A 24,813-nucleotide genomic window follows, 5' to 3' on the forward strand; every position below is an offset into this window, starting at 1 on the left:
CATCATGAGAAAGGTATGCAAATCGCCCAAGAAAGCGAGGGGCCATGGCCGCCGTCAGCTTCACGTCGTACGTCCGGACGCTCATCTCTCCACTGATCGCCCTGCTGACCGCACTCCTCGGAGCCCTGGGCTTCGGCCCCGGCACCGCGGCGAAGGCGGCGAAGACGGCACCGGCGCTCCCGGCCGCCTCGGCCTCGGCCTCGCTCTCCGCCTCCGCCGTCGTGCCCGTGCAGCGCGCCGCGTCACCCGTACGCGTACGGCCCCGGGCCCTGCCGCCCACGATCAAGCAGCGCATCCGCGCCGAGGCGCACGGATCGTCGCCCTCCGTGCGCCGTCTGCCGGCTGCCGCCCCCGCTGAGCCCGACCCGACGGACCTGGCCCTCGCGGCCTGACGGTCGTCGCGGTCCAGTGGTCGACGCGGCTCGAGCGGCTCCAGCGGCCGTCGTGGTCCTAGCGGCCTAGCGGCCTAGCGGCCTAGCGGCCTAGCGGTCCTCGCGGTTCCGGTCGGACGCCTCGTTCTCCGCCTGCTTGGCCTCCACCTCCGGGTCCAGCGGCGCCACACTGCCGTCGACCGACGTGACCGGGCCCTCCGAGACCTCGGTCGCAGCCGGGGGCTCCACCAGCCAGTCCGGGTTGGCCTGCTTGTCCCACCACTTCCACGCGGCGAACGCGGCACCCGCCAGCATCCCCGCGAGCGCCACACCCTTGAACATCCGCCCGGCCTTCGCCCGGCGCTCGTGCCTCCGGACGAGCCGCTGGATCTCCCGGGCCGTCACCTGGCCCCGCAGCGCGGCGACCGCCGCGGCCGAGCGGTTCATCGCCTCGGCCCGTACGGGCTGGGCCGCCGCCATCGCCTTCTCCATGCGCGGCGCCGTGTACCGCGCCGCCTCGCGCGCGGCCTTGCGGGTCTGCGTCATCGCACGCTGCGCGGCCTTGTCGAGCTTCGGCGGCACATGCGGCGCGACCATCGATTCGTACTGGGCACGCGCCTGCGTACGGGCCTGCTGCGCGGCCATCGAGACCTTCGGCGCGACCCTTACGCGCGCTTCGTTCGCGTAGTGCACGGCCGAGTCCTTCGCCGTGCTCGCGTAGGGCGCCACCACTTCCGCGGCGTGCCGCACGCTGTCCATTGCCGAATCGGTCGCGGCGCGCACGCTGTCCTTGCGGGTCACGGGATCCTCCTCCTCGGTGGCGGGGTCGCTATTCGCCTTTCCGTCCTTTTTGAAATCATGCCTGCCGCCCTCTTCCTCGGCATGCGGTACGGGCATCCGGGGCATCGGCCGCCTCCCGTGGGAGGATCGGCGGACGTCGGAGCAGACCGACGTCAGACCAGACTTACGGAAGGCACATCGTGGCCGAGCAGCTTTACGCCACCCTGAAGACCACCATGGGCGACATCGCGATCCGGCTCCTGCCGTTCCACGCCCCGAAGACGGTCAGGAACTTCGTGGAGCTCGCCAAGGGCGAGCGCGAGTGGACCAACCCGGCCACCGGCGTGAAGAGCACGGACCCCCTCTACGACGGCACGGTCTTCCACCGCGTCATCGGCGGCTTCATGATCCAGGGCGGCGACCCGCTCGGCAACGGCACGGGCGGCCCCGGTTACGAGTTCGCCGACGAGTTCCACCCGGAGCTGGGCTTCACCAAGCCGTACCTGCTGGCCATGGCCAACGCCGGGCCGGGCACCAACGGCTCGCAGTTCTTCATCACGGTCGCCCCGACGACCTGGCTGACCGGGAAGCACACCATCTTCGGTGAGGTCGCCGACGACGCGAGCAAGCGGGTCGTGGACGCGATCGTCGCCACCCCGACCAACCCGCGCACCGACCGTCCGCTGACGGACGTGGTCATCGAGTCCGTCGTGATCGAGTCCCGCAAGAGCTGAGGCCTGACCGGGCACTTTTCGCCCCGCCCCGTCCGTCCCTAAGGATGGACGGGGCGTCGCGTTGAGAGGGGAACCCCATGGAGCAGGCGCAGGCGCCGAGCTGTTATCGCCATCCGGGCGTGGAGACCGGCATCCGGTGCACCCGCTGCGAGCGGCCGATCTGCCCGGACTGCATGGTCGAGGCGTCGGTCGGCTTCCAGTGCCCCGAGTGCGTGCGCGGCGGGTCCGGCACCGGCCACGCGCCGTCGGATAGCCGGCCGCGCACGGTCGCGGGCGGGGTGATCACGGCCGGCGACCCCCAGCTGATCACCAAGATCCTCATCGCCGTCAACCTGGCGATGTTCCTGGCCGTACGGGCCAAGCCGGAGCTGCTGCACCAGCTGGACCTCATCGGGCTCGCCTTCGTGCCGCAGCTCGGCGAGGTGGTCGGCGTCGCGGACGGCGAGTGGTACCGGCTGGTGACGGCGGCGTTCCTGCACTGGGAGATCTGGCACATCGGCTTCAACATGCTCGGCGTGTGGTGGCTCGGCGGCCCCCTGGAGGCGGCGCTCGGGCGGGCCCGCTACCTCGCCCTCTATCTGCTCTCCGCGCTCGCGGGCAGCGCCTTCACCTACCTCGAGGCGGATCTGAACTCGCCCTCCCTCGGGGCGTCCGGCGCGGTCTTCGGTCTGCTGGGCGCGACGGTGGTGCTCATGCGCCGGCTCAAGTACGACATGCGGCCGGTGATGACGCTGCTCGTGCTGAACCTGGTGCTGACCTTCTTCTGGGACAACATCGCCTGGCAGGCGCACATCGGCGGACTGGTCGCCGGCGCGGTGATCGCGTACGGGATGGTCGGCGTCCCGCGCGAGCGGCGCCGGGTGACCCAGTGGGCGGCCTGCGGGCTGATCGTCGGGTTGACGCTGGCGGCTGTGGTTCTGAGGACCGCCGCGCTCAGCTGAGCACAAGCTTTCCCCATCGTTGTCCACAACGGGTGGCGGATCTTGTGCACCGGGTGGGGAACGTCTGTGCCCCTCGCCGTTGACCTGCGGTTTTACGAGGCGGGGCGAGGGGTGCGCGCAGTCACATCGGCGTCAACATCGTGGAGGTTATCCACAGATCGTCTGACCTTTTTCCACTGGCCTGTGCACAACGCTGTGGATAACCTCTGGGTACGGCTTGACGACGGCTGGGCCGAAGCCGCGAAGCCGCCGCAGCCCGTCACTTCGCCCGGGTCACTTCCACTGGGTGGAGACGCCGAAGCCGCCGGCGATGAAGCCGAAGCCGACCACGATGTTCCAGTTGGTGAGCGACTTGATGGGCAGCGAGCCGTCGGTGACGTAGAAGACGACGATCCAGGCGAGCCCGATGGCGAAGAGCGTCAGCATCACCGGTGCCACCCAGCTGCGGTTGGTCAGCTTGATGGTGGTCGCCTGCTTCGCGGCCGGCTGCGGCGTGAAGTCGGCCTTCTTGCGGATACGTGACTTCGGCACGAGGGACTCTCCTGTCGATGCGCTGCGTGACCGCGCAGGGAACTGTGGCGTGTGTGCTGCTGTCGCCGGGGCTGAGAGCGAGGGGGACCACTGCCTCACCCGGGCGTCCGTTAGCGTAGTGCTTCCGCGGCGCTGAAGGAGATAAGGGTACGTTGAGCAATTCCGCCGACTCTCCAGCAGAGCCCGCCCGGCGCCGCACCTGGCGACCGGTCCGGGTGCTCACCGCCGGCGTCTTCGCGCTCGCCGGCCTGATCTTCGTGACGAGCTTCAACACCGCCAAGGGCACCAACATCCGCGAGGACGCCTCGCTGCTCAAACTCTCCGACCTGATCAGCGAGCGCAGCCGGAAGAACGCCGAGCTCGACGAGTCCACCGCGGTGGTACGCGGCGAGGTCGACGCCCTGGCCCGCCGCGACGACGGCTCCACCAAGGCGGAGGACGAGAAGCTCGGCGCCCTGGAGAAGACCGCGGGCACGACGCCCGTCGCCGGCCGCGGTCTGACCGTCACCCTCAACGACGCCCCGCCCGACGCCCAGGCCGCCCCCGGCTATCCGGAGCCGCAGGCCAACGACCTGGTGATCCACCAGCAGGACCTCCAGGCGGTCGTCAACGCGCTGTGGAAGGGCGGGGCCCAGGGCATCCGCGTCATGGACCAGCGGCTGATCTCCACCAGCGCGGTCCGCTGCGTCGGCAACACCCTCATCCTCCAGGGCCGCGTCTACTCCCCGCCCTACAAGATCACGGCAGTGGGTGACACCGGGAAGCTCCAGCGCGCGCTGGAGGGCTCCACGGCCGTCCAGAACTACCTGCTGTACGTGAAGGCGTACGGTCTCGGCTGGAAGGTCGACGAGCACGACGCGGTGACGCTGCCCGGCTACTCGGGCCCCGTGGACCTGCACTACGCCAAGCCGACTTCCTAGGGACACGACCGGGGAGCCGGGCGGCCGGCTGTGGACAGCTGACCCATCGGGCGGCCCGGACCCGTACTCTGGTGCGGTATCGAAGGGCATTCGAGGAAGGACCAGCAGACGTCATGTACGGCTGGATCTGGCGGCATCTGCCGGGCAACGCCTGGGTGCGGGCGGTCATTTCGCTCGTCCTGATCCTGGCGGTGGTCTACGTGCTCTTCCAGTACGTGTTCCCCTGGGCGGAGCCTCTGCTTCCGTTCAACGATGTGACGGTGGACGGACAGTGAGCGCGCGCATCCTCGTCGTCGACAACTACGACAGCTTCGTCTTCAACCTGGTCCAGTACCTGTACCAGCTGGGCGCCGAGTGCGAGGTCCGGCGCAACGACCAGGTGGAGCTGAGCCACGCCCAGGACGGCTTCGACGGCGTCCTGCTCTCGCCGGGCCCCGGTACGCCCGAGGAGGCCGGCGTCTGCGTCGACATGGTCCGGCACTGCGCCGAGACCGGTGTCCCCGTCTTCGGCGTGTGCCTCGGCATGCAGTCGATGGCCGTGGCGTACGGCGGCGTCGTCGACCGCGCCCCCGAACTGCTGCACGGCAAGACCTCGCTCGTCACGCACGAGGGGCGCGGCGTCTTCGCCGGGCTGCCGTCGCCCTTCACCGCGACCCGGTACCACTCGCTGGCCGCGGAGCCGGGCGACCTGCCCGATGAGCTGGAGGTCACGGCGTGGACGGAGGACGGCATCATCATGGGGCTGCGCCACCGTGACTTCGCGGTGGAGGGGGTCCAGTTCCACCCGGAGTCGGTGCTCACGGAGCACGGGCACCTGATGCTCGCCAACTGGCTGGAGCAGTGCGGCGACACCGGCGCGGTCGGCCGGTCGGCAGGGCTCGCGCCGGTGGTGGGCAAGGCCGTCGCGTGACCCCCGTGCGCCCGGAGCACGAGCACGGTTCGCCGTGGTTCCGGGCCGCGAACCTCCCGGCGGAACCAGATCCTCCGCTTGCGGCGCCGACGTACGAGACATCGACGTACGAGACGCCTCTGTACGACCCGTCTTCGTACGAGGTGCCCGAAGCACCCGAGGCGCCGGACCCCGAGACGATGGCACTCCGCACGGAGGACACCCGCCGCGCTGCGCCCACGCCCGCGCCCACGCCCGACAGCCCCGCTACCGGCGGCCGCGCCGAGCGCCGCAAGGCCGCCAAGGGCCGTGGCCGCCGCCGCGCCGGCAAGCACGCCCCCGCGCCGGCCGCACCGTCCCCGGCCGGCCCCGACCGGCCGCTGACGCGCGTCGAGGCCCGGCGCGCCGCCCGCGCCCGCAAGGACAGCGTCGGCGTGGTCGCGAGCCGCGTGCTGGGCGAGCTCTTCATCACCTTCGGCGTCGTGATGCTCCTCTTCGTCACGTACCAGCTGTGGTGGACCAACATCCGCGCCGGCCTGCAGGCCGACCAGGCGAAGAAGGGCATCGAGGAGGCCTGGGCGGAGGGGCGCAAGCCCGGCGCGTTCGAGCCCGGCCAGGGCTTCGCGATCATGTACATCCCGAAGCTCGACGTCGTCGTGCCGATCGCCGAGGGCATCGACAAGGAGAAGGTGCTCGACCGCGGCATGGTCGGCCACTACGCCGAGGGCGCCCTCAAGACCGCCATGCCCTCCGACAAGCAGGGCAACTTCGCGGTCGCCGGGCACCGCAACACCCACGGCGAACCCTTCCGCTACATCAACCGCCTCCAGCCGGGCGACCCCATCGTCGTCGAGACGCAGGACGCGTTCTACACGTACGAGATGACGAGCATCCTGCCGCAGACCCCGCCCTCCAACATCTCGGTGATCCAGCCCGTCCCCGAAGGCTCCGGCTTCAAGGGCCCCGGCCGCTACCTCACGCTCACCACCTGCACCCCCGAGTTCACCAGTACGTACCGCCTGATCGTGTGGGGCAAGATGGTCGAGGAACGCCCACGCAGCAAGGGGAAACCGGATGCGCTCGTAGGCTGACGACCGACTTCCAGACTTTTCGACGGGACAGATGCAGTGGCACGTGCGCGCAGCCGGATCGCCGGCTTCATCAGTGTCTTCGGTGAACTGCTGATCACCGCGGGCCTGGTGATGGGCCTCTTCGTCGTCTACTCCCTGTGGTGGACGAACGTGCTCGCCGACCGCGAGGCGGACAAGCAGGGCGAGGACGTACGCCACGCCTGGGTGTCGGCCGGCCCCGGCGCGCTCGACACCAAGGGCGGCATCGGCTTCCTCCACGTACCGGCGATGAAGAACGGCGAGGTGCTGGTCAAGAAGGGCACCGACCCCGACACCCTCAACCACGGCGTCGCCGGCTACTACACCGACCCCATCGCCTCCGCGCTGCCCTCCGACAAGCAGGGCAACTTCACCCTCGCCGCGCACCGCGACGGCCACGGGGCGAAGTTCCACAACATCCACAAGCTGAAGCACGGCGACGCGATCGTCTTCGAGACGAAGGACCTCTGGTACGTCTACAAGGTCTACAAGACCCTCCCGGAGACGTCGAAGTTCAACGTCCGCGTCCTGGACCCGGTCCCGAAGGAGTCGGGCAAGACGAAGCCGGGCCGCTACATCACCCTGACGACCTGCACGCCGGTCTACACCTCCGACTACCGCTACATCGTCTGGGGCGAGCTGGAGCGCACGGAGAAGGTCGACGCCGAGCGCACCCCGCCGGCCGAGCTGCGCTAGCGGCACGCGCACGGCCCCGCGTACGACGGAGCCCCGGCACCCTCACCGAGGTGGGTGCCGGGGCTCCGTCGTAGGGCGTTCCCGGGTGTCAGTCCTTGGGCAGGACGGCGCCGGAGGGGCCGCCGAAGAAGCCGCCGTCGCCTTCGTCGCCGTTGTTGCCGTTGCCGTTGCCGTTGCCGCCCACGGTCTTCACGTTGACCGGCTGGTTCGGCTGGGCCGGGGTGCCCGGCTGCGGGTCCTGGGCGATCACGAAGGCGGTGTCGTCCTTCGGGCCGTCGACGTTGCCGAGCTGGAGACCCGCCTGCTGGAGCGCCTGCTTGGCCTGGCCGAGCTGCTGCCCGACCAACTGCGGCACCTGGGCCTGCTGCTGCGGGCCCTTGGAGACCTTCAGCGTGATCTCGCTGCCCTTGGGAGCCTTGCTGTTGCCCGCCGGGTTCTGCTCCAGGACGGTGCCCGCGGGCTGGTCGGAGTCGACGTCCTCCCGCTTGACCTTGAACTCCAGCGTCTCCAGCTGGCTCTTCGCGGCGTCGTACTGCTGGCCGGTGACCGGGGGCACGTTCACCTGGGCCTGCTTGGAGACCGTGAGGGTGATCGTGGCGCCCTTCTCCTGCTGGGTGCCGCCGTCCGGGCTCTGCCGGATGACCTCGCCCGGCTGCTGCTCGGACTCCTCGTACTTCACGTCGACCTCGAAGCCCTTGTCCTCGAGTGCCTGCCGCGCGCTGTCCTCGGACTTCTCCGTGACGTCCGGCACTTCGATCTTCGGGGCGCCCTCCGAGAGCCAGACCTGGATGGTCTCGCCCTCCTTCATCTCGGCGCCCGGATCGGCCGCGGGGGCCTGCCGGCAGATGCTGTCCTTGGGCTGGTCGCAGCGCTCGGTGCCGGCCTGGGACACCTTGACGCTCACGTTGTCCGCCTGCTTCTGCGCCTTCGGCAGCGTCTGACCGACGAGGTTCGGCACCGGGATCTGGTTGGCGCCGCCCTCCTTGCTGTCGAAGACGGCGCGGCCGATCAGGATCGCGCCGACCAGCACCAGGATGCCCGCCAGGGCCAGCAGGACGGTCGAGGTGCTCGACTTCCGCTGGCGGCGGCGGTCCGGGCGGTCGTCGTAGCCGTAGCCGCCGTCGTCCGGGTTGACGGGCGGCAGCATCGACGTCTGCCCGGCCGGGTCGGCCTGGCGGAGCGCCGTCGTCGGCTGCTCGTCGGGGGCGTACCCGCCGTAGCCGACGGTGCCCATGGCGGCGGTCGCGGCGACCGGCTGGCCGTCGAGGCACGCCTCGATGTCGGCGCGCATCTCGTCGGCCGACTGGTAGCGGTAGTCCGGGTCCTTGACCAGCGCCTTCAGGACGATGGCGTCCATCTCGGGCGTGATCTCGGGATCGAAGTTGCTCGGCGGCTGCGGCTCCTCGCGCACGTGCTGGTACGCCACCGCGACCGGCGAGTCGCCGACGAAGGGCGGGCGCACGGTCAGCAGCTCGTACAGCAGGCAGCCGGTGGAGTACAGGTCGGAGCGGGCGTCGACCTGCTCGCCCTTGGCCTGCTCCGGGGAGAGGTACTGGGCGGTGCCGATCACGGCGGCCGTCTGCGTCATGGTCATACCGGCGTCGCCCATGGCGCGGGCGATGCCGAAGTCCATGACCTTGACCTGGCCGGTGCGGGTCAGCATGACGTTGGCCGGCTTGATGTCGCGGTGGACGATGCCGGCGCGGTGCGAGTACTCCAGGGCCTGGAGGATGCCGACCGTCATCTCCAGCGTGCGCTCGGGCAGCAGCTTGCGCCCGGAGTGCAGCAGCTCACGCAGGGTGGAGCCGTCGACGTACTCCATCACGATGTACGGGATGGAGATGTTGTCGACGTAGTCCTCGCCGGTGTCGTAGACCGCGACGATCGCCGGGTGGTTGAGCGAGGCGGCCGACTGGGCCTCACGGCGGAACCGGGCCTGGAAGGACGGGTCACGGGCGAGGTCGGCCCGCAGCGTCTTCACGGCGACGGTGCGACCGAGCCGGGTGTCGTGGGCGAGGTAGACCTCCGCCATGCCACCGCGGCCGAGCACCGAGCCCAGCTCGTACCGGCCGCCGAGGCGACGCGGCTCTTCCATAACTGTTCCAGCCCTCTCCGTCAGTCCCGACCGCACCCCTCTGTGTGGTCCGGCGGTGTGCTGTCCGCGCATACGCTACCGGCCACGGCGAGCCGAGCGGACCGCGACCGCCAGCTGATACGCGACCGGTACACAGCCACAGCCGTCACTTCTTGCTGTCCAGAACCGCCTTCATCACATCGCGGGCGATGGGTCCGGCCAGGCCGCCACCGCTGATGTCGTCGCGGGTCGCGTCGGAGTCTTCGACGATAACCGCTACGGCGACCTGAGAGCCGCTGTCGGTCTTCGCGTATGAGATGAACCACGCGTAGGGGCGGGCCTTGTTCTTCTCGCCGTGCTGGGCGGTACCCGTCTTGCCACCGACCGTGACGTCCTCGATGGCCGCCTTGCCGCCGGTGCCGTTCTTGACGGTGTTCTCCATCATCTGCTGGACCAGCTGCGCGGTCTTCGCCGACATGGGCCGGCTCATCTCCTCCGGCTCCGTCGTCTCCAGGACGTCGAGGTCGGGGCCGGTGACGCGGTCGACCATGTACGGCTTCATCAGCTTGCCGTCGTTGGCGATGGCCGCCGTGACCATGGCCATCTGGAGGGGGGTGGCCGCGGTGTTGAACTGGCCGATGGAGGAGAGCGCGTTGCCCGGGCGGTCCATCTGCGTGTCGTAGACCGACTTGGCGGCGCGGACGGGGGTGTCGATCTCCCCGTTGTTGAAGCCGAACTTCTCCGCCATCTTCACCATCTCGTCACGCCCGACCTCGTCACCGAGCTTGGCGAAGACCGAGTTGCAGGAGACCTCCATGGCCCGGTTGAGGGTGGCGTTCTCGCACCCCTGGGCGTGGTTCTTCATCGGCGTGCGCGTGTGGGGGAGGATGTACGGCTCCGGCGTGTCCGTCGGCGCGTTGATGTCCGTGACCTTGCCGGTCTCCAGGGCCGCCGCGGCGGTCAGCACCTTGAAGGTGGAGCCGGGCGGGTAGACCTCGCGCAGCGCGCGGTTCAGCTTCGGCTTGTCCTTGTCCTTCTCCAGCGCGACCCACGCCTGCTCGTCCTTCGCGCTGTAGCCGGCGAAGGTGGACGGGTCGTACGACGGGGTCGAGGCGAGCGCCAGGATCTTGCCGGTGGACGGCTCGATGGCGGCGACGGCGCCCTTCTTCTTGCCGAGACCCTCGAAGGCGGCCTTCTGCGCGGCGCCGTTGAGGGTGGTGATCACGTCACCGCCCTGCTTCTTGTCGCCCGTGAACATCGACATGGTGCGGTCGAAGAAGAGCCGGTCGTCGTTGCCGGTGAGGATGCCGTCCTCGAGCTTCTCGATCTGGTTGGCGTCGTACGCCTGCGACGCGTAGCCGGTGACCGGCGCCCACATGGGGCCGTCGATGTAGGTGCGCTTGAACTTGTAGAAGGGGTCCTTCGAGTCGATGGAGCCGGTGATCGGCTTGCCGTCGACGATGATGTTGCCGCGCGGGTTGGCGTACCGCTCGATGATGACCCGCTTGTTGCTCGCGTGCGTGGAGAGCTCGCCCGCCCGGACGTACTGGATCCAGTTGTCCCGGATGAGCAGGGCGAGCATCAGCAGGCCGCAGAAGATCGCGATATGGCGCAGGGGCTTGTTCACGGTCGGACCACCTGGGTCATCTCGGCGTCGGGGGACGGGGCGGGGGCCGGCGCGGGACGGCGCGCGGTGTCGCTGATCCGCAGCAGGATGGCGATCAGGGCCCAGTTCGCGATCACGGACGAGCCGCCGTACGCGAGGAACGGCATGGTCATACCGGTCAGCGGGACGAGGCCCATGACGCCGCCGGCGACCACGAAGACCTGGAGGGCGAAGGCGCCGGACAGGCCGGTCGCCAGCAGCTTGCCGAACGGGTCGCGGGCGGCGAGCGCGGTGCGGATGCCCCGCTCCACGATCAGCGCGTACATCAGCAGGAACGCCATGACGCCCGCGAGGCCGAGTTCCTCGCCGACGGTGGCGAAGATGAAGTCGGAGTTGGCGGCGAAGCCGACGAGGTCGGAGTTGCCCTGGCCGAGGCCCGCGCCGAGGGTGCCGCCGGAGCCGAAGGACATCAGCACCTGCGTCATCTGGTCGCAGGCCATGGCCATGTTGGTGCCCTCGGGCGCCGTCTTCAGGCACTCGAAGGGGTCGAGCCAGGCGGCGACACGCGACTTGACGTGGGTGGCGGTCGAGCCGACGACGACCGCGCCGCCGATGGCCATCAGCAGACCCATGATGATCCAGCTGGTCCGCTCGGTCGCCACGTACAGCATGATCACGAACATGCCGAAGAACAGCAGCGACGTACCGAGGTCGTTCTCGAAGACCAGGATGAGCAGGCTGACGGCCCAGATGGTGAGGATCGGGCCCAGGTCGCGGCCGCGCGGCAGGTACAGCCCCATGAAGCGGCGGCTGGCCAGCGCGAGCGCGTCGCGCTTCACCATCAGGTAGCCGGAGAAGAAGACCGCGATCACGATCTTCGCGAACTCACCGGGCTGGATGGAGAACGGACCCACCTTGATCCAGATCTTGGCGCCGAAGACGTCGGTGCCGAGACCCGGGACGAGCGGCAGCAGCAGCAGGACGATCGCCGCCACCATGGAGATGTACGTGTAGCGCTGCAGGACGCGGTGGTCCTTGAGGAGCATCAGCACCAGCAGGAACAGCGCGACGCCGATCGCCGAGTACATCAGCTGCTTGGGGGCGTCCGGGCTGTAACTGCCGAACTGCCTCATCGACTTGGCGATCACCCGCGGCGACTGGTCCAGCCGCCAGATCAGCACCAGGCCCAGGCCGTTGAGCAGCGTCGCCAGGGGCAGCAGGATCGGGTCGGAGTACTTCGCGAACTTCCGCACCAGCAGGTGTGCGACACCCGCGAGCAGCGCCAGCCCGACGCCGTACCCGAGCATGCCCGCCGGGACCTTGCCGTCCAGGGCCAGGCCGACGTTGAGGTACGCGAACACCGGGATCGCGACGGCGAAGCCGAGCAGCGCCAGTTCGGTGTTGCGGCGGCTCGGCAGGTCGATCGCGCCGATGGTGGTCGTGTTGGTGACAACGCTCATGGTGGTGAAAGGCCCCCCTACGGGTCCTTACTGCTTGCCGCAGTTCGAGGCCAGCTTCTGCTCCTCCTCCGAGAGGCTGGGGCCCGGGGAAGGAGTGGCAGTGGCTGCGGTGGGCTTGGTGGTGGTGGGGACGCCGGTCGTGCCGCCGGCCTGGCCCTCACCGGGCGGTGCGGCGTTCGCGCGGTCCGCCGCCTCCCGGCGCTGCTCCTGCTTCTTGCAGGCGGAGGCCTGGACGGCCAGCTCGTCGATCTTCGCCTGCGCCTTGGCGCGGCTGCCGCCGATGATGGTGTCCTCGACCGTCTTGCGCGCGTAGTCGGGGAGGTACTTGAGTTCGATCTCGGGGTGGTCCTTCTCGACCTCCGAGAGCGAGACCCCGGCCAGGTCCTGGCTGATGCCGCGGTAGAGCGCGACATGGCCGTCGTTGGCGCCGACGTAGTACTGGGTCTGCGTCCAGCGGTAGCCGCCGTACAGCGCGCCGCCGACCACGGCCAGCGCGAGCACGATGTAGAAGGAGCGCTTCAGCCAGACGCGGTTCTTGCGGGGCTTGGTGAAGTCGTCGTCGCCGTACGCGCCGAAGGAGCCCTCGGGCGGCATGCCGTCGTAGCCGAGGTCGTCGCCGCTGCCGGGCGGGCCGAAGCCCCCCTGCGGCGCTTGCGGGGCGGGGCGGCCGAGGCCGGAGGCGCGGCCCGCCGGCGTCTCCATGGCGCCGCCGTCGTTCAGCTGGGGCTGGTTCTCGGCGACCGCGCCGACGATGACCGGGGTGTCGCTGAGCTGCCCGGCGAGGGTGTCGCCGCCGTCCACGTCCAGGACGTCCGCGACGATCACGGTGATGTTGTCGGGGCCGCCGCCGCGCAGCGCGAGCTGGATCAGGTCCTGGACGGTCTCCTGGGGGCCCTGGTAGCTGGCGAGGGTCTCCTCCATCGTCTGGTGGGAGACGACGCCGGACAGGCCGTCGGAGCAGATCAGGTACCGGTCCCCGGCCCGCACCTCGCGGATGGACAGGTCCGGCTCGACGTGGTCGCCACTGCCCAGGGCGCGCATCAGGAGCGAGCGCTGCGGGTGGGTGGTGGCCTCCTCCTCGGTGATGCGGCCCTCGTCGACCAGCCGCTGCACCCAGGTGTGGTCCTGCGTGATCTGCGTCAGCACGCCGTCGCGCAGCAGGTACGCGCGCGAGTCGCCGACGTGGACCAGGCCGAGGCGCTGGCCCGTCCACAGCAGGGCGGTCAGGGTGGTGCCCATGCCCTCCAGCTGCGGGTCCTCCTCGACCATCATCCGCAGCTGCTCGTTGGCGCGCTGCACGGCCGTGCCGAGCGAGGTGAGGATGTCCGAGCCGGGGACGTCGTCGTCGAGGGTGACGATCGTGGAGATCACCTCGGAGGAGGCGACCTCGCCGGCGGCCTGGCCCCCCATGCCGTCGGCGATCGCGAGCAGGCGGGGACCGGCGTAACCCGAGTCCTCGTTGCCCTCGCGGATCATGCCCTTGTGCGATCCGGCGGCGAAGCGCAGTGAAAGGCTCATGCGCACCTGCCCTGTCGACTCTGCCTCGGGGTACAGCCGGTCTCGAGCCACACTGCCCACCCTCCGGTCGGGAGCCGGTGCCGGTCGCCTGTGGGCGCCACCGCTGCGGCTCGCTCGCTCCGCTCGCTCATTGTCGTACTACTTCCGCAGCTCGATGACGGTCTTGCCGATGCGGATCGGCGCGCCCAGCGGAATGGGGGTCGGGGTGGTGAGTCGGGTCCGGTCGAGATACGTGCCGTTGGTGGACCCGAGATCCTCGACGATCCACTGGCCGTCACGGTCCGGGTAGATCCTGGCATGCCTGCTGGAGGCGTAGTCGTCGTCCAGCACGATCGTGGAGTCGTGCGCACGGCCCAGGGTGATGGTCTGGCCCTGGAGGGCGACCGTGGTGCCGGTCAGGCTCCCCTCGGTCACGACCAGCTTGGTCGGCGCGCCACGGCGCTGGCGGCCGGCCTGCTGACGCTGGGGCGGCGGGGCGGAACCCTGCCGTGCCGCCTGCTGCGGGCGCGCGGCGTCACGGCGCGAACCGCGCTGTGTGACGCGCGTACCGAACAGGTCGCTGCGGATGACCTGGACGGCCACGATGACGAACAGCCACAGTACGGCGAGGAAACCCAACCGCATGACCGTGAGGGTCAGCTCTGACATTGCCCCCGCTTCACCCTTCGGCTTGCCGGTAAACGATGGTGGTACTGCCCACGACGATCCGCGAGCCGTCGCGGAGCGTAGCGCGGGTGGTGTGCTGTCCGTCCACCACGATGCCGTTGGTGGACCCGAGATCCTGGATCGTCGAGGGCGTTCCGGTCCGGATCTCGCAGTGGCGGCGCGATACGCCGGGGTCGTCGATCCGCACGTCGGCGTCGGTGCTGCGGCCCAGCACGAGCGTCGGGCGGGAGATCTGGTGGCGCGTGCCGTTGATCTCGATCCAGCGGCGTACCTGGGCGCCGGGCATGGGGCCCGGACCGGCCGGCGGGCGGCCGGCGGCGGGCGGACGGTTCATGCCCGGCGGCGGGGCCGCGGGCATGGGAGGGGCGCCGGCCGGAGGGTATCCGTAACCGCCGGGGCGACCGCTCGGTGCGGGGCCGGCCGGTGCGGCCGGGCCCGCGGGGCCTGCCGGTCCCGCGGGGGACTGCGACTGTGACGTACTCGACGCGAGGGTGCGGCTGCGCACCCGGTACAGCCCGGTGTCGAGGTCGTCGGCCTTCTCCAGGTGGACCTTGATGGGCCCCATGAAGGTGTACCGCTGCTGCTTGGCGTAGTCGCGGACCAGGCCGGACAGCTCGTCGCCGAGCTGGCCCGAGTACGGGCTGAGGCGCTCGTAGTCCGGCGCGCTCAGCTCGACGATGAAGTCGTTCGGCACGACGGTCCGCTCGCGGTTCCAGATCGTCGCGTTGTTGTCGCACTCCCGCTGGAGGGCGCCCGCGATCTCGACGGGCTGGACCTCGGACTTGAAAACCTTGGCGAAGGTGCCGTTGACCAGGCCTTCGAGTCGCTGCTCGAATCGCTTCAGGACTCCCATGGGGCACCTCCTCCGTCGTTGCCGTCCTGGTACTGCTTACTGATCGTATCCACGCGTCGGGAAATCGGCTGGTTCCCCTTCTCTGGCCTGTGGATGAGTGTCACCTCTCACACGGATCGTAGAGGGGGCCTCCTGACAGTGTCCCGCACCCCGGGTGCACCGTGGAGGAGTGGGTACGGCGAGGTCCGGTTCGCCGCCTCCCCGTCGTCTTCGCCCTCCCCCCTCCCCTCCCCTCCCCTCCCCTCTTTCCCCGGTGGCCCTCCGCCTGCCCCTCCGCCTGTGCCTCCCCCCTGTCTCTGTTCGGGGGCCGGGGCGCCGAAACAAACGGATGTGAACCCACCCCTGGCGACGTGCTAATCTTCAGATGTCGCCAGGCGCTCCGGCCGAAAAACCGGGGCCGACAGCGGCAACACCCAATGCGCGGGTGGCGGAATAGGCAGACGCGCTGGATTCAGGTTCCAGTGCCCGCAAGGGCGTGGGGGTTCAACTCCCCCCTCGCGCACCAGGGGACACCCTCGAGTGTCCTAGTAGCACCGTAGAAACGGGCTCATCGTGATCACGATGAGCCCGTTTTCTTGTGTCTGGGCAGGCGTGGTGCGTCGTGCTTGCGCCTGTGCCTGCCCGGCGGTCGATTCCGATTCCTTCTGTCCGGGACGTGTTTCGCGGTCCTTGCGTGAAGCGCCCGGTTTGATGAATCCCCTGGTCACGCTGCGTTGTGCTGCATATGTAACGGGAGTGATACTCTCGGTACACGTGTCATTTCCCCGTGCGTCCGAGGTGAAGGGGACCTGAGGCGTCGCGAGGGGCCCGGGGAGCGAGTAACGACTTGACATACTCGCTGTGCTGCTTTTTTATCGGCCCGGCTGGACGTCGCACGCGGATCAGGGGGAGACGGCGTGGACATCAACTTACTGGGCGCCTTGTGCGTCACGGAGAACGGGGTGTCCATCGCCCCGACCGCACCCAAACCTCGGCAGGTGCTCGCGCTTCTCGCGCTCCACGCCGACCAGGTTGTGCCGGTCACGGAACTCATCGAGGACCTGTGGTCGGGACAGCCTCCTCGTAGCGCACGTACCGCCCTGCAGACCTATGTCATGCAACTGCGTGAGCTCATAGCCACCGCACTGGTCAAGGACAGTCCCGCCGGCGGAGGGCCGCGCGACGCCAAGGACGTGCTGACGACCTTGCCCGGCGGGTACTTACTGGTTTCCGGCGGAGGCACAAGCGACGTACGCGAGTTCGAGCGACTTTCGGCCACCGGGCGCCGTGCCATGGACACCGGGGACTACGCGGGCGCCGCCCGCAAGCTGCGCGACGCCCTGGGGCTGTGGACCGGCTCCGCCTTCACCGACGTGCAGACGGGCACGCAGCTGGAGATGGAAGCCCTGCGCCTGGAGGAGAGCCGGCTCTGCGCACTCGGCCATCGCATCGAGGCCGACTTGTACCTCGGACGTCACCGCGAACTCCTCGCGGAACTCACCATGTTGACGGGCCGTTATCGCGCTCACGAAAACCTGCATGCCCAGTTCATGCTGGCGCTGTACCGTTCGGGGCGGCGCGGTGAGGCGCTCGACGCCTACCACCGGCTGCGCGGCACCCTCGTACGGGAGATCGGACTGGAGCCGTCCGCGCCGTTACAGCGGCTCCAGCAGTCGATCCTCATGGCCGACCCCGAGACGCCGCTGCCGCCGGACCCGCTGGCCGCCCTGTCCGCGAAGCCCGAGCGTGGGCTCGCCCCATGCATCTCACGCAGTTTATCTGACGCCGGGTAACGGAGACGCCGCAGGGCTCCTCCGGCCGCCAGTTGGCTGCCCCACGGCAGACTGCGACGATGCTTGGAGACGCCCAGCATGACCAGTGATCAGCCAGTCCCCGTGACGCCGGTGAATCTGTGGATCTGCCCCAACGAGGAGTTGGCTCCGGGCGTGGCCGGTGTGCTGGCCCGGCACTGGCTCGACGAGCACGAGAAGCAGGTAGCCGACCGGTTCCTGCACGCACGCGACCGCCGGCAGTACGTGGTCGCGCACGCCCTGGTGCGGCGCGCCCTCGCCCTGGAGTCGGGAATCCCCGAGGCCGAACTCGTCATACGGCGCTCCGCCCGCGGGAGGCCCTTCCTGCAGCACCCGGACGGCGGACTGCCCCGCGGTGCGGGGGACCTCGACTTCAACCTCTCCCACGTGAACGGCCTGAACCTGCTGGGCACCGTGCGCGGGAGCCGCATCGGTGTCGACGCCGAGCGCCTCGACCGGGAGGAACGCTCCATCGACGCCGTCGTGGAGATGCTCAGCCCCGAGGAACGGGACTGGGTGGCCAGGGCGCCGTGGGGGCGTTCGCGCCGGCGGCGTGCCATGCGGTTGTGGACTCTGAAGGAGGCGTATTCCAAGGCGCGCGGCCTGGGGCTCCGCCTGCCTTTCGACACGTTCTCCTTCGCACTGGCCGAGAACCGCGGGATCGAGGGTTTCCGGCCGCCGGGGGACGACCGGGCCGGGCGGTGGCGGTTCATCGAACTCGAACCGCTCCCCGGTGTGCTCGCCGCCGTCGCTCTGCAGAACGACGTCGGCCGGGGTGCGGTACTGCGACTGCACCACGGTTTCCCCTGGGGCCGGTCGCCGACCTACCACGTCGCTCTGCCCGAACCGGTCGGGGCGCCGGACGCATATCGATGAGGAGCTCGATCACGATGGTGGACACCGTGAAGATTCAGATTTTGGGTCCGTTGAGCGCCGAGGTCAACGGGGGATCGTTCGTTCCGACAGCGGCCAAACCGCGGCAGATCCTGGCGCTGATGGCGCTGTACGCGGGACGTGTGGTGACCGTGCCCCTGCTGATGGACGAGATATGGGGAACCGAACCGCCGGCGAGTGCCCTCTCCACCATGCGGACGTACATCCTGCAGTTGCGCAAGAGGATGGGGACCGCGATGGGGCCGAGCGCGTCCGGCGGCGCGAAGGACGTGCTGGCCACCCGGCACGGCGGCTATCTGCTGCAGATTCCCGACGGTGGCGGTGTCGACGTGCACGACTACGAGCGGCTGGCGCGCGCGGGGCATGCCGCGTTCGAGACGGGTGACGACGAGGTGGCGGCCCGCCGGTTCAGGGCGGCGCTCGACCTGTGGCAAGGGTCCGCCCTGGTCGACGTACGTGTCGGACCGATCCTCGAGCTGGAGATGAGACGGCTGGAGGAGAGCCGACTGGCCACCATCGAGCGGCGTATCGACGCCGACCTGAGACTTGGCCGCCATGCCGAACTCATCGCGGAGCTCACCGACCTGACGGCACGTCACCCCGCGCACGAAGGACTGCACTCCCAGGTCATGGTGGCGCTGTACCGGTCGGGGCGGCAGGCGGCAGCGCTCGACGTCTACCGGAGACTGAGGGAGCGGCTGATCGACGAGCTCGGACTGGAACCCTCGCCTCAGCTTCAGCGGCTGCACCAGGCCATGCTCTCCGTCGACCCGCTGTTGGACGTGCAGGCGGGACCGCGCCGCACCTCGACGTACGACCTCTTCGCGGCGTGACGGCCCGTCTTTCCCCGTCCGAGTGGCAGGGAAGACCAGCGAAATCCGGGCCCGGATGGGGATACCGTGGCCCGGATTCCGCAGCTTCGCAGGTGGCGGGAAAGGTCAGCGAAGGTGAGCCCGGATCGCTGCCATGACCTGGGCTGCCTGTGCATTGAGATAGAAGTGGCCGCCGGGGAACACCTGCAGGCTGAACGCGCCGCTCGTGTGCTCCCCCCAGGCGCGCGCCTCGTCGAGCGTGACCTGTGCGTCGGCGTCGCCGGTCAGGGCGAACACCGGGCAGTTCAGCCGTGGCCCCACGGCCCACCGGTACGTCTCTGCCGCCCGGTAGTCGGCCCGGATCGCCGGCAGGATCATGCGCAGGATCTCCGGGTCGCCCAGCACCTGGCTGTCGGTGCCGCTCAGCCGCGTGACGTCCGCGATGAGACCGTCGTCGTCGCGCAGGTGGACCCGCTCGTCACGCGTGGTGGACGGGGCGCGACGGCCCGAGGCGAACAGCCCGTGCAGCGTGAGCCCGTCCGCTTCCAGCCGGCTCGCCAGCTCGAACGCCAGCGACGCTCCCATGCTGTGCCCGAAGAACGAAACCGGCCGGTCGAACCAGGGGCGCACCTCGTCGACCAGCGCGTCGACGAGCGCCGGTATGGAGTCCAGGCACGGCTCGTGACGCCGGTCCTGACGCCCCGGGTACTGGATCGCCAGCACGTCGACGTCCGGTGACATCGCCTGTGACACCGGGAAATAGAAGGATGCCGAGCCTCCCGCGTGCGGGAAGCAGATCAGGCGATGAGGGGCGTCGGCGGCGGGGTGGAAGCGCCGGACCCACGTCCCGGTGTCGACGGTCGTCTGCTCGGCCACTCACGCCCCCAGCTCGGGCGAGATCACGTAGTCGGACACGTCTGCGGCGTTCTTCCGGATCCGGCCGAGCGCCGCCTTCACCGGGGCGGCGAGCCGTTCCCGCTTGGCCGTCTCACGGGCCTCGCGACGCTCGACGAACTCCGGCATCACCTCGCGGGCGAAGAGCTCGAGCGACTCCAGGATGTGCTCGTGCCGGTTCTTGCCGACCTGCACCGAGAAGATCAGCTGGTCTACGCCCGCCTGCTCGTACTGGCGGATGACCTCGGCGACCTGCTCCGGGGTGCCGATGCCACGCCGCAGCGAGGTGATCTGCTCCAGCATCGCCTTGGCCTCGGCGGTCGGCTCCTCGCCGTCCGCGGGCGCGGCCGGCTCACGGGTCAGACCGACGGAGGCGCGGTTGTCCTGGAAGTCCTGCCACACGTCGGTGACGCCCGGGCGGTGTTGACCGGTGATGTAGTAGTGCATCAGCGAGTACGAGAAGAAGTGCGCGCCGTCCAGACCACGGTCGAGGGCGGTCTCCTCGTCCGGGTGGCACATGAACGGGAAGACCACCGAGAAGTTCGGGTTGACGTCGCGGCCCGCCGGGACGCACTCGTCGGAGGCGATGATGTCGTAGTAGGTGTCCACCCACTCCTTCGCCTCCGCAGGGGAGACGAAGGAGAAGGAGAGGGCGCCGATGCCGTTGCGCGCCGCGGTCTCGATGGTCGTACGGGCGCTGCAGGCCATCCAGAGCGGCGGGTGCGGCTTCTGCTTCGACTTGGGCAGCAGGTTGCGCGGCGGGACATCCACCCACTTGCCCTGGTGGCCCGTGAACGGGGTCTCCGTCAGCAGTCGGGTGATGACCTCCAGGGACTCCTCCCACTGGTCCTTCTTGGTGTCCCGGTCGACGCCGAAGGCGCCCAGCTCCAGCTGCGAACTGCCCGCGCCGCTGCCGAAGTCGACCCGCCCGCCCGAGATCAGGTCCAGGGTGGCCAGGCGCTCGGCGACCCGCACGGGGTGGTTCACCGCGGCCGGCAGGGAGACGATGCCGTGGGCGAGACGGATGTTGTTGGTGCGCGCGGCGGCCGCGGCGAGGAAGACCTCGGGGGCCGAGGAATGCGAATACTCCTCCAGGAAGTGGTGCTCGGTCGCCCAGGCGTAGTCGAAGCCGAGTCTGTCGGCCAGTTCGATCTGCTCCAGGGACTCGTTGAACAGGCGCTCCTCGCTGTCCTCCTCCCACGGCCGGGGCAGCTGGTGGTGGTAGATGAGACCGAATCGCATGCGGAGTGACTCCTTGGTTGCTGAGCGGGCGGCCGTGCCGCCGCGGGACGGGACGTTCAGGCCGCGGGCCGGTGGAACGCGGAGCGATAGAAGAGCAGGGGGGCGTCGTCGGAGCCGGTGACCTCCACGGCGCGCACCCGGCCGACGACGATCTCGTGGTCGCCCCCGGGATGCACCGCCTCGAGCGTGCAGTCCGCCCAGGCGAGCGACCCCGCGAGCACGGGTGAGCCGGTGGCCGGACCCGGGGTCCAGCGGACCCGGTCGAAGCGGTCCGCGCCGCGCAGCGCGAAGGACCGGCACAGGGCCTCCTGGCCCGCGGTGAGGATGTTGACGCAGAAGGCGCCGGACGGTGCGATCCGCGGCCAGGTCGTGGACGTCCGGGCCACGGAGAACGTGACGAGCGGCGGCTCCAGGGACAGCGAGGCGAACGACTGGCAGGTGAAGCCGACCGGCTCGTCGCCGTCCGGCCCGTCGGCCAGCGAGGTGACGATGGTCAGCCCGCTGCAGAAGTGGCCGAGGACCCGCCGGAACTCGTCCGGGGCGATCCGGTTGTCGAAAACGGTGCGCGCAGGCGCAGGCATGGGGACTCCCGTCAGTGCGGCGCTTCTTCGAGGATCACGTGGGCGTTGGTGCCGCTGATTCCGAACGAGGAGACCCCCGCCCGGCGCGGCCGGCCGGTCTGTGGCCACGGACGCGCTTCGGACAGCAGCCGGACCAGACCGGTGTCCCAGTCGACCTGTGGCGTCGGCCGGTCGACGTTGAGCGTTCGCGGCAGGGTGCCGTGCCGCATCGCGAGGATCATCTTGATGATCGACGCGACGCCGGCGGCCGCCTGGGTGTGCCCCAGGTTGGACTTCACCGAACCGAGCCACAGCGGCCGGTCGGCGGGCCGGTCCCGGCCGTAGGTGGCCAGCAGGGCCTGGGCTTCGATCGGGTCTCCCAGTTTGGTCGCCGTACCGTGCCCGTCGACCGCGTCCACGTCGGCGGCCGTCAGACCCGCGCCGTTCAGCGCCTGTCGGATCACCCGCTGCTGCGCCGGTCCGTTCGGCACGGTCAGACCGCTGGAGGCACCGTCCTGGTTGAGGGCGGAGGACCGTACGACGGCCAGGATGCGACGCCCGTTGCGCTGGGCGTCGGACAGTCGCTCCAGGAGGAGCATGCCGCTGCCCTCGCCCCAGCCGGTGCCGTCCGCCGCCGCCGCGAAGGACTTGCACCGGCCGTCGGGGGCGAGCCCCCGCTGCTTGGTGAAGTACTGGAACGTCTCCGGTGAGGCCATCACCGTCACCCCGCCGGCCAGGGCGAGCGAGCACTCGCCCGTGCGCAGCGCCTGGGCCGCCAGATGCAGGGCGACCAGCGAGGAGGAGCAGGCCGTGTCGACCGTGACGGCCGGGCCCTCCAGACCGAGGGTGAAGGCGATCCGGCCGCTGATCAGGCTGCCGCCGGTACTGGCCCCCTCGTACTCGTGGTACATCAAACCGGCGAAGACTCCGGTCCTGCTTCCCTTGAGGGAGAGCGGGTCGATGCGCGCGTTCTCGAGGGTTTCCCACGCCGTCTCCAGCAGCAGTCGCTGCTGCGGGTCCATTTCCAGCGCCTCGCGCGGCGAGATGCCGAAGAGCTCGGCGTCGAAGCCCGCCGCGTCGTGCAGGAACGCTCCGTGGCGCGTGATGCTCTTGCCCGGGGCACCGTGCTCCGGGTCGTAGAGGCGGTCGACGTCCCACCCGCGGTCCGTGGGGAAGGGGGCGACGCCGTCACGTTCTTCCAGCAGCAGCCGCCACAGGTCGTCCGGGGTGTCGACCCCGCCGGCGAACCGGCAGGCCATGCCCACGACGGCGACGGGCTCGGACGTGGTCTGCGCCAGCCGTTCGTTCTCCCGGCGCAGTCGCTCGTTGTCCATCAGCGAGGCGCGCAGCGCCTCGACGATCTCCTCGGTGTTCATGACTGCTCCCAGCCTCCGCCTCAGTCGGTCTTCCTGGCCGCGAGGGCCGTACGGACCAGATCACTGACGTCCATGTCCGCGATCGCGCTCCGGGAGGGGTCCGCCTCGCCGTTCGCATCGTTCGACGGCTCGGTCCCGCGCTGCGGCGGAGCAAGCTCCTCGAGCAGGTACCGCGCCAGCACTTCGGGGTTCGGGTAGTCGAACATCATCGTGGCGGGGAGCCTCAGCCCGGTCTCGGCACCCAGCAGGTTGCGCAGCTCGATCGCGGCCAGCGAGTCGAGGCCGAGTTCCGTGAAACCACGGCTCATGTCGATCGCGTGCGGGGCATCGTGGCGCACCGCGGCCACCTGGTCGCGTACGAGGTCCAGCAGGATGCGCAGCTGCTCGTCCTCGGCGAGACCGGAGAGCCGCTCCTCCAGGCTCTGGTTCGCGGCCGGCGTCGGGGCGGCGGCCGCCGGGGCGGCGGCCGCGACGGCCCGGGCCGGGACCTGGTCGGCCGGTACGAGACCGTGCAGGGGTGCGGGGACCTTCTCGGCCGCGGCGAGCGCCGCACCGTCGATCCGCAGCGGCACCTGCACGGTCTCACCCGTGGTGAGCGCGGTGTCGAACAGCGCCAGACCCTCCTTCGGGGTGATCGCCGGGGTGCCCAGACGACGCTGCCGCTCGAACACGGCCCCGTCCAGGACGGCCCCCATGCCGTCGCCCTCCCACAGGTGCCACGCGAGTGCCGTCGCGGGCAGTCCTGTGGTGTGGCGGTGGTGGGCGAGGGCGTCGAGGAAGGTGTTGGCGGCGGCGTAGTTGGCCTGTCCGGCGTTGTCGAGGAATGCGGCGGTGGAGGAGAACAGGACGAAGGCGGTGAGGTCGATGCCGCGGTCGGTGGTCAGCTCGTGGAGGTGCCAGGCGGCGTCGGCCTTGGGGGCCAGGACGGTGTCCAGCCGTTCGGGGGTGAGGGAGGTGAGGAGGCCGTCGTCGATGGTGCCGGCGGTGTGGACGATGCCGGTGAGGGGGTGGGTTGTGGGGATGGTGTCGAGCAGGGTGGCGAGGGCCTGTCGGTCTGCGACGTCGCAGGCGGCGAGGGTGACGGTGGCGCCGGCGGCGGTGAGTTCGTCGTGGAGTTGGGTGGCGCCGGGGGCGTCGGGGCCGCGGCGGCTGGTGAGGAGGAGGTGGCGTACGCCGTGTTCGGTGACCAGGTGGCGGGCGACGAGTGCGCCGAGGCCACCGGTGCCGCCGGTGATCAGGACGGTGCCCTCCGGACCCCACGGGCTCGCACCCGTACCGCCGGAGACCTGCGCCAGGCGAAGGACGAGCGCCCTGCCGCCCCGCAGGACGAGCTCCGGCACGCCGGACGCTGCGGCGGCGCCCAGCGCCTGGTCGGACTCGGCCGTGGCATCCAGGTCGACCAGGACGATCCGGCCGGGGTGCTCCGCCTGCGCCGCGCGCACCAGACCCCACACCGGGGCCTGGGCGACGTCGGGGCTCTCATCCGCCGACACGGCCATCGCGCCGTGCGTGGCCACGACCAGCCGCGAGGCGGCGAACCGCTCATCCGCCAGCCAGGCCCGCAGCGCCGCCAGCACCCGGTGCACGGTTGCCCGCGCACCGGACGCCCCCGGGCCGGCCGATTCCACGGGCAGCAGCACGACTTCCGGCACGTGCCCCGTCGATGCCGACACCGACACGGTGTCCAGCACCGGAAGCGGCTCGTCGGAGGAAGTCAGCGTCGGGCCCGCCACCCAGGAGAACCGGTACAGGTCCTCGACGGGCCGGCCGTTCGACGCCCCCAGCTGCTCGGTGGAGACGGGGCGGGACACCAGCCGTTCCACCGTGGCCACCGGCCGACCGGTGGCGTCGGCCACCTGCAGCGTGGTGACCTCCTCACCCCGCACCCGGCGCAGCAGCACGCGCAGCGAGGTGGCACCCGTCGCGTGGACGGTCACCCCGCTCCACACGAACGGAAGCTGCGTGGTCCCCGCGTCCTCCTCGTTCAGCAGGTCCACATGGCTCGCGGCGTCGAGGAGGGCGGGGTGGAGGGTGAAGTGGGTGGCGTCGGTGTGGGCGTGGTCGGGGAGGGTGACTTCGGCGTAGACGTCTTCGCCG

The 24,813-nt window shown here is 70.2% G+C and carries 23 protein-coding genes, 1 tRNA gene and 1 pseudogene; 12 read left to right on the forward strand and 13 right to left on the reverse strand.

The genetic code is table 11. The features are described from left to right. Positions 1–44: 44 nt before the first annotated feature. Entirely contained in the window at positions 45–392 is a 348-nt protein-coding gene (locus AB0A69_RS21780) for a DUF6344 domain-containing protein (RefSeq protein ID WP_361424254.1), read from the forward strand. 90 nt (positions 393–482) lie between these two features. Here the strand turns inward: AB0A69_RS21780 and AB0A69_RS21785 are convergent, their stop codons facing one another. Beyond that, on the reverse strand, positions 483–1,172 hold the full coding sequence (locus AB0A69_RS21785; protein ID WP_361424257.1) for a DUF5324 family protein: 690 nt from the start codon (positions 1,170–1,172) through the stop codon (positions 483–485). 179 nt (positions 1,173–1,351) lie between these two features. On the opposite strand from AB0A69_RS21785, the gene AB0A69_RS21790 reads away from it, so the two are divergent. Together AB0A69_RS21790 and AB0A69_RS21795 are read left to right on the forward strand one after the other, a co-directional pair. Then, entirely contained in the window at positions 1,352–1,885 is a 534-nt protein-coding gene (locus AB0A69_RS21790; protein ID WP_361424260.1) for a peptidylprolyl isomerase, read from the forward strand. A gap of 77 nt (positions 1,886–1,962) precedes the next feature. After that, positions 1,963–2,826 (forward strand): rhomboid family intramembrane serine protease, encoded by an 864-nt coding sequence (locus tag AB0A69_RS21795; RefSeq protein WP_361424263.1) that lies wholly within the window; start codon positions 1,963–1,965, stop codon positions 2,824–2,826. A 273-nt stretch (positions 2,827–3,099) separates the two neighbouring features. Here AB0A69_RS21795 and crgA read toward each other — a convergent pair whose 3' ends face one another. Beyond that, the gene (gene crgA, locus AB0A69_RS21800) at positions 3,100–3,357 is read right to left on the reverse strand and encodes a cell division protein CrgA (RefSeq protein WP_361424266.1); all 258 of its coding nucleotides are present in this window, start codon (positions 3,355–3,357) and stop codon (positions 3,100–3,102) included. 152 nt (positions 3,358–3,509) lie between these two features. Here crgA and AB0A69_RS21805 point away from each other — a divergent pair, with 152 nt between their 5' ends. From AB0A69_RS21805 to AB0A69_RS21825, 5 genes are all read left to right on the forward strand, one after another. Beyond that, positions 3,510–4,277, forward strand: a complete 768-nt coding sequence (locus tag AB0A69_RS21805; RefSeq protein WP_361424269.1) for a DUF881 domain-containing protein — start codon at positions 3,510–3,512, stop codon at positions 4,275–4,277. Positions 4,278–4,390: 113 nt separating this feature from the next. Continuing rightward, positions 4,391–4,552 carry a hypothetical protein gene (locus AB0A69_RS21810; protein WP_355352091.1) on the forward strand — a complete coding sequence of 54 codons (162 nt, stop codon included), beginning with the start codon at positions 4,391–4,393 and terminating at the stop codon, positions 4,550–4,552. After that, positions 4,549–5,187, forward strand: a complete 639-nt coding sequence (locus tag AB0A69_RS21815; RefSeq protein ID WP_361424272.1) for an aminodeoxychorismate/anthranilate synthase component II — start codon at positions 4,549–4,551, stop codon at positions 5,185–5,187. Before AB0A69_RS21810 ends, AB0A69_RS21815 begins: the two co-directional genes overlap by 4 nt. Continuing rightward, positions 5,106–6,257 (forward strand): class E sortase, encoded by a 1,152-nt coding sequence (locus tag AB0A69_RS21820; RefSeq protein ID WP_361424350.1) that lies wholly within the window; start codon positions 5,106–5,108, stop codon positions 6,255–6,257. The genes AB0A69_RS21815 and AB0A69_RS21820 overlap by 82 nt, the downstream gene beginning before the upstream one ends. 36 nt (positions 6,258–6,293) lie before the next feature. Then, positions 6,294–6,971: a class E sortase gene (locus AB0A69_RS21825; RefSeq protein WP_361424275.1), complete on the forward strand. Its 678-nt coding sequence runs from the start codon at positions 6,294–6,296 to the stop codon at positions 6,969–6,971. 88 nt (positions 6,972–7,059) lie between these two features. Here AB0A69_RS21825 and pknB read toward each other — a convergent pair whose 3' ends face one another. The 6 genes from pknB to AB0A69_RS21855 form a co-directional block, all read right to left on the reverse strand. Continuing rightward, a complete protein-coding gene (gene pknB, locus AB0A69_RS21830) occupies positions 7,060–9,066 on the reverse strand; it encodes a Stk1 family PASTA domain-containing Ser/Thr kinase (protein WP_361424278.1) in 2,007 nt (668 codons plus the stop codon). Positions 9,067–9,211: 145 nt separating this feature from the next. Further along, a complete protein-coding gene (locus AB0A69_RS21835; protein WP_361424281.1) occupies positions 9,212–10,672 on the reverse strand; it encodes a penicillin-binding transpeptidase domain-containing protein in 1,461 nt (486 codons plus the stop codon). Then, positions 10,669–12,111, reverse strand: a complete 1,443-nt coding sequence (locus tag AB0A69_RS21840; RefSeq protein WP_361424284.1) for an FtsW/RodA/SpoVE family cell cycle protein — start codon at positions 12,109–12,111, stop codon at positions 10,669–10,671. Before AB0A69_RS21840 ends, AB0A69_RS21835 begins: the two co-directional genes overlap by 4 nt. A 27-nt stretch (positions 12,112–12,138) precedes the next feature. Beyond that, positions 12,139–13,629 (reverse strand): Stp1/IreP family PP2C-type Ser/Thr phosphatase, encoded by a 1,491-nt coding sequence (locus tag AB0A69_RS21845; RefSeq protein WP_361424287.1) that lies wholly within the window; start codon positions 13,627–13,629, stop codon positions 12,139–12,141. Positions 13,630–13,767: 138 nt separating this feature from the next. Beyond that, complete coding sequence (locus AB0A69_RS21850; RefSeq protein ID WP_361424290.1) at positions 13,768–14,277, reverse strand: FHA domain-containing protein; 510 nt, start codon at positions 14,275–14,277, stop codon at positions 13,768–13,770. A 10-nt stretch (positions 14,278–14,287) separates the two neighbouring features. After that, the gene (locus AB0A69_RS21855; RefSeq protein WP_361424293.1) at positions 14,288–15,148 is read right to left on the reverse strand and encodes a DUF3662 and FHA domain-containing protein; all 861 of its coding nucleotides are present in this window, start codon (positions 15,146–15,148) and stop codon (positions 14,288–14,290) included. Between the two features lie 418 nt (positions 15,149–15,566). Here AB0A69_RS21855 and AB0A69_RS21860 point away from each other — a divergent pair. The 4 genes from AB0A69_RS21860 to AB0A69_RS21875 all read left to right on the forward strand — a co-directional run bounded on the left by AB0A69_RS21860 (position 15,567) and on the right by AB0A69_RS21875 (position 18,665). Continuing rightward, positions 15,567–15,653 (forward strand) — tRNA-Leu (locus AB0A69_RS21860). A 391-nt stretch (positions 15,654–16,044) separates the two neighbouring features. After that, positions 16,045–16,920 carry an AfsR/SARP family transcriptional regulator gene (locus tag AB0A69_RS21865; protein ID WP_361424296.1) on the forward strand — a complete coding sequence of 292 codons (876 nt, stop codon included), beginning with the start codon at positions 16,045–16,047 and terminating at the stop codon, positions 16,918–16,920. A gap of 102 nt (positions 16,921–17,022) precedes the next feature. After that, a complete protein-coding gene (locus AB0A69_RS21870; protein ID WP_361424299.1) occupies positions 17,023–17,814 on the forward strand; it encodes a 4'-phosphopantetheinyl transferase superfamily protein in 792 nt (263 codons plus the stop codon). A 26-nt stretch (positions 17,815–17,840) separates the two neighbouring features. Then, positions 17,841–18,665: an AfsR/SARP family transcriptional regulator gene (locus AB0A69_RS21875; RefSeq protein WP_361424302.1), complete on the forward strand. Its 825-nt coding sequence runs from the start codon at positions 17,841–17,843 to the stop codon at positions 18,663–18,665. 105 nt (positions 18,666–18,770) lie between these two features. Here AB0A69_RS21875 and AB0A69_RS21880 read toward each other — a convergent pair whose 3' ends face one another. From AB0A69_RS21880 to AB0A69_RS21900, 5 genes and pseudogenes are all read right to left on the reverse strand, one after another. After that, complete coding sequence (locus AB0A69_RS21880; protein ID WP_361424305.1) at positions 18,771–19,520, reverse strand: alpha/beta fold hydrolase; 750 nt, start codon at positions 19,518–19,520, stop codon at positions 18,771–18,773. Continuing rightward, positions 19,521–20,780, reverse strand: coding sequence for an LLM class flavin-dependent oxidoreductase (locus AB0A69_RS21885; protein ID WP_361424308.1), 1,260 nt, complete (start codon positions 20,778–20,780; stop codon positions 19,521–19,523). Positions 20,781–20,836: 56 nt separating this feature from the next. Beyond that, positions 20,837–21,361 (reverse strand): flavin reductase family protein, encoded by a 525-nt coding sequence (locus tag AB0A69_RS21890; RefSeq protein WP_361424311.1) that lies wholly within the window; start codon positions 21,359–21,361, stop codon positions 20,837–20,839. Positions 21,362–21,378: 17 nt separating this feature from the next. Continuing rightward, positions 21,379–22,716, reverse strand: a pseudogene (locus AB0A69_RS21895) (beta-ketoacyl synthase N-terminal-like domain-containing protein); the annotation flags it as partial. Positions 22,717–22,736: 20 nt separating this feature from the next. Beyond that, positions 22,737–24,813, reverse strand: a 2,077-nt coding sequence (locus AB0A69_RS21900) for a type I polyketide synthase (RefSeq protein ID WP_361424314.1), incomplete at its 5' end; no start/stop codon positions are given.

The organism is Streptomyces sp. NPDC045431, assembly GCF_040646655.1.
In the GTDB taxonomy this organism is placed as follows: domain Bacteria; phylum Actinomycetota; class Actinomycetes; order Streptomycetales; family Streptomycetaceae; genus Streptomyces.

Bases quoted from the DNA above. Each gene is read 5' to 3' on its own strand.
- AB0A69_RS21780 (WP_361424254.1), top strand. From the start codon at position 45: ATGGCCGCCGTCAGCTTCACGTCGTACGTCCGGACGCTCATCTCTCCA.
- AB0A69_RS21795 (WP_361424263.1), top strand. From the start codon at position 1,963: ATGGAGCAGGCGCAGGCGCCGAGCTGTTATCGCCATCCGGGCGTGGAG.
- AB0A69_RS21810 (WP_355352091.1), top strand. From the start codon at position 4,391: ATGTACGGCTGGATCTGGCGGCATCTGCCGGGCAACGCCTGGGTGCGG.
- pknB (WP_361424278.1), bottom strand. From the start codon at position 9,066: ATGGAAGAGCCGCGTCGCCTCGGCGGCCGGTACGAGCTGGGCTCGGTG.
- AB0A69_RS21840 (WP_361424284.1), bottom strand. From the start codon at position 12,111: ATGAGCGTTGTCACCAACACGACCACCATCGGCGCGATCGACCTGCCG.
- AB0A69_RS21845 (WP_361424287.1), bottom strand. From the start codon at position 13,629: ATGAGCCTTTCACTGCGCTTCGCCGCCGGATCGCACAAGGGCATGATC.
- AB0A69_RS21850 (WP_361424290.1), bottom strand. From the start codon at position 14,277: ATGTCAGAGCTGACCCTCACGGTCATGCGGTTGGGTTTCCTCGCCGTA.
- AB0A69_RS21855 (WP_361424293.1), bottom strand. From the start codon at position 15,148: ATGGGAGTCCTGAAGCGATTCGAGCAGCGACTCGAAGGCCTGGTCAAC.
- AB0A69_RS21885 (WP_361424308.1), bottom strand. From the start codon at position 20,780: ATGCGATTCGGTCTCATCTACCACCACCAGCTGCCCCGGCCGTGGGAG.
- AB0A69_RS21890 (WP_361424311.1), bottom strand. From the start codon at position 21,361: ATGCCTGCGCCTGCGCGCACCGTTTTCGACAACCGGATCGCCCCGGAC.